Consider the following 4,024-nt stretch of genomic DNA (forward strand, 5'->3'; position numbering starts at 1 on the left):
GGGGCGGGTGCCAGCCGTGCGCGGCGATGCGCTCGGCGGCTACTCCGGCGCCGGCGCCCTCGCCTGCGAGATCGCCGAGCGCATCGCCGCGCACGGCTGGCACCCGCCCCTCGTCGCCGTCGGCGGCGCCGCCGACGGCGGCCCCGCCGCGGTCCGGGCCCTGGCCCGGATCCTGCGGACCGCCACGGCCGGCGCCACGGCCACGGCAGCGGCGGCCGCCGCTGCCGGGGGCGCCGCCACCGGCCCGCAACGGCGCGCATGACCACCGTTCCCTACGCACCCGACAGCCATCAGGAGTGACATGTCCCGCCGCCTGTTCACCTCGGAGTCCGTGACCGAGGGCCACCCCGACAAGATCGCCGACCAGATCAGCGACACCATCCTCGACGCCCTGCTCCGCGAGGACCCGACCTCCCGCGTCGCCGTGGAGACCCTCATCACCACCGGTCTCGTGCACATCGCGGGCGAGGTGACCACGCAGGCGTACGCGCCGATCGCGCAGCTCGTGCGCGAGAAGATCCTGGAGATCGGCTACGACTCCTCCGCCAAGGGCTTCGACGGCGCGAGCTGCGGCGTCTCGGTGTCGATCGGCGCCCAGTCGCCCGACATCGCCCAGGGCGTGGACACCGCCTACGAGTCCCGCGTCGAGGGAGCCGCCGCAGGCGGGGAGGTCGACGAGCTGGACCGGCAGGGCGCCGGTGACCAGGGGCTGATGTTCGGATACGCCACCGACGAGACCCCCGAGTTGATGCCGCTGCCGATCCACCTGGCGCACCGGCTCTCGCGCCGCCTGACCGAGGTCCGCAAGGACGGCACGGTCCCCTACCTGCGCCCGGACGGCAAGACCCAGGTCACCATCGAGTACGACGGTGACAAGCCGGTCCGCCTCGACACCGTGGTCGTCTCCTCGCAGCACGCCTCGGACATCGACCTCGACGCCCTCCTGACGCCCGACATCCGCGAGAACGTCGTCGAGCACGTCCTCAAGCAGCTCGCCGAGGACGGCATCAAGCTGGACACCGAGGGCTACCGGCTGCTGGTGAACCCCACCGGCCGCTTCGAGATCGGTGGCCCGATGGGCGACGCCGGCCTGACCGGCCGCAAGATCATCATCGACACCTACGGCGGCATGGCCCGCCACGGCGGCGGCGCCTTCTCCGGCAAGGACCCGTCGAAGGTCGACCGTTCCGCCGCGTACGCGATGCGCTGGGTCGCCAAGAACGTCGTCGCCGCCGGGCTGGCCGCCCGCTGCGAGGTCCAGGTCGCGTACGCCATCGGCAAGGCCGAGCCGGTGGGCCTGTTCGTGGAGACCTTCGGCACCCACACCGTTCCCACCGACCGCATCGAGCAGGCCGTCGCCGAGGTCTTCGACCTCCGCCCGGCCGCCATCATCCGCGACCTCGACCTGCTGCGCCCGATCTACTCCCAGACCGCCGCCTACGGCCACTTCGGCCGCGAGCTGCCCGACTTCACCTGGGAGCGCACCGACCGCGTCGAGGCCCTGCGCACCGCCGCCGGCCTGTAGTACCCGCCCCACCACCCGCACGTCCCAGCAGCACCCGCACGCCCCACCACCACTGACGCCCCGCCGACCGGCCAGCTCTCCACAGGAGTCCACGTGCGTATCGCGGTGACCGGATCCATCGCCACAGATCACCTCATGGCCTTCCCGGGCCGGTTCGTCGACCAGCTGATCCCCGACCAGCTGGATCACGTCTCGCTGTCCTTCCTCGTCGACGCGCTGGAGGTACGGCGGGGCGGAGTGGCGGCCAACATCGCCTACGGGCTCGGCGGACTGGGCCTCGACCCGCTCCTCGCCGGCGCCGTGGGCCCCGACTTCGGCGAGTACGAGGTCTGGCTCAAGGAGCACGGCGTGGACACGAGCGCCGTCCACGTCTCCGCCGAACGCCAGACCGCCCGCTTCATGTGCATGACCGACCAGGACAACAACCAGATCGCCTCCTTCTACGCCGGCGCCATGGCCGAGGCCGGCCGGATCGACCTGCGCGCCGTGCACGGGCGCAGCCCCCTGGACCTGGTGCTCGTCTCGCCCAACGACCCGGGCGCGATGGTCCACCACACCGAGCAGGCCCGCGCGCTGGGCATCCCCTTCGCCGCCGACCCCTCCCAGCAGCTCGCCCGCCTCACGGGCGAGGAGGTACGCCGGCTGGTCGACGGCGCCCGCTGGCTGTTCACCAACGAGTACGAGTCCGCGCTGCTGTGCGAGCGCTCCGGCTGGACCCGGGCCGAGGTCCTCGAACGCGTCGGCTCCTGGGTCACCACCCTGGGCGCCGACGGCGTGCGGATCGACAGCAAGGACGGCCCGACCGTCACCGTGCACGCCGTCCCCGACGTCACCGCCGCGGACCCGACCGGTGTCGGCGACGCCTTCCGCTCCGGTTTCCTCGCGGCGCTGAGCTGGCAGCTGCCGCTGGAGAACGCGGCCCAGCTCGGCTGCGCGATGTCCGCGCTGGTCCTGGCCGCCGTGGGCTCGCAGTCGTACGAGATCCGGCCCCAGGCCCTGCTGGACACCGTCCGCGCGGTGTACGGGGACCGGGCCGCCGCCCTCCTCGGACCGAAGCTGGGACAACTGACATGACCTTCACCACGAACGCGCAAGCGGAGCGGGCGAACGCGCTCCGCAAGGCCCTCGCCACCCGTGTGGTGGTCGCCGACGGGGCCATGGGAACGATGCTCCAGGCCCAGGACCCCACCCTGGAGGACTTCCAGCAGCTCGAAGGCTGCAACGAGGTCCTGAACGTCACCCGTCCGGACATCGTCCGCTCGGTCCACGAGGCGTACTTCGCCGTGGGCGTCGACTGCGTGGAGACCAACACGTTCGGCGCGAACTACTCGGCGCTGGCGGAGTACGAGATCACCGACCGGAACTTCGAGCTGTCCGAGGCCGGCGCCCGGGTGGCCCGCGAGGTCGCGGACCGGTTCACCGCCGAGACGGGCCAGCCGCGGTGGGTGCTGGGCTCGATGGGTCCGGGCACCAAGCTGCCCACCCTCGGGCACATCGGCTACACCACTGTCCGCGACGCCTTCCAGATCAACGCGGAGGGTCTGCTGACGGGTGGTGCGGACGCGCTGCTGGTGGAGACCACCCAGGACCTCCTCCAGACCAAGTCGGCGATCATCGGCGCCCGCCGGGCCATGGACGCCCTCGGGGTGTCCGTCCCGCTGATCTGCTCGGTCACCGTCGAGACCACCGGCACCATGCTGCTGGGCTCCGAGATCGGCGCGGCGCTCACGGCGCTGGAGCCCCTCGGCATCGACATGATCGGGCTGAACTGCGCCACCGGCCCCGCCGAGATGAGCGAGCACCTGCGCTATCTGGCCCGGCACGCGGGCATACCGCTGTCGTGCATGCCGAACGCCGGCCTGCCCGTGCTGACCAAGGACGGCGCCCACTACCCGCTGTCCGCCACCGAACTGGCCGACGCCCACGAGGGCTTCGTCGCCGAGTACGGCCTGTCGCTGGTCGGCGGCTGCTGCGGTACGACCCCGGAGCACCTGGCCCGGGTCGTGGAGCGGGTCCGGGGCGCCGCGCCCGGGGCACGCGATCCCCGTCCGGAGCCGGGTGCGGCCTCGCTGTACCAGACGGTGCCGTTCCGGCAGGACACCTCGTACATGGCGATCGGTGAGCGGACGAACGCCAACGGGTCGAAGAAGTTCCGCGAGGCGATGCTGGAGGCCCGCTGGGACGACTGCGTGGAGATGGCCCGGGACCAGATCCGCGAGGGCGCGCACATGCTCGACCTGTGCGTGGACTACGTCGGCCGCGACGGCGTCGCCGACATGGCCGAGCTCGCCGGCCGCTTCGCCACCGCCTCGACCCTCCCCCTGGTCCTGGACTCCACCGAGGTGGAGGTGATCCGGGCGGGCCTGGAGAAACTGGGCGGCCGGGCCGTGATCAACTCGGTGAACTACGAGGACGGTGACGGCCCCGAGTCCCGCTTCGCCAAGGTGACCCGGCTGGCCCAGGAGCACGGCGCCGCGCTGATCGCGTTGACGATCGACG

Annotated in this window: 4 protein-coding genes; all 4 read left to right on the forward strand. The window is 72.3% G+C overall.

Going from position 1 to position 4,024, the window contains the following annotated elements:
• Positions 1-262 (forward strand): hypothetical protein (locus tag EF918_RS33390; protein ID WP_221889784.1); only part of this gene is annotated, 262 nt, incomplete at its 5' end.
• 39 nt (positions 263-301) lie between these two features.
• Complete coding sequence (gene metK / locus EF918_RS33395) at positions 302-1,525, forward strand: methionine adenosyltransferase (protein ID WP_125652644.1); 1,224 nt, start codon at positions 302-304, stop codon at positions 1,523-1,525.
• Positions 1,526-1,618: 93 nt separating this feature from the next.
• Positions 1,619-2,599, forward strand: a complete 981-nt coding sequence (locus EF918_RS33400) for a carbohydrate kinase family protein (RefSeq protein ID WP_125652645.1) — start codon at positions 1,619-1,621, stop codon at positions 2,597-2,599.
• The coding region (locus EF918_RS33405; protein ID WP_185922043.1) for a homocysteine S-methyltransferase family protein at positions 2,596-4,024 on the forward strand (1,429 nt) is incomplete at its 3' end. The genes EF918_RS33400 and EF918_RS33405, both read left to right, overlap by 4 nt.

It is taken from the genome of Streptomyces sp. WAC06614, from assembly GCF_003949795.1.
Classification (GTDB): Bacteria; Actinomycetota; Actinomycetes; order Streptomycetales; family Streptomycetaceae; genus Streptomyces.

Excerpts from the sequence above, each read along its gene's own strand:
- metK (WP_125652644.1), top strand. The coding sequence starts at position 302 with ATGTCCCGCCGCCTGTTCACCTCGGAGTCCGTGACCGAGGGCCACCCC.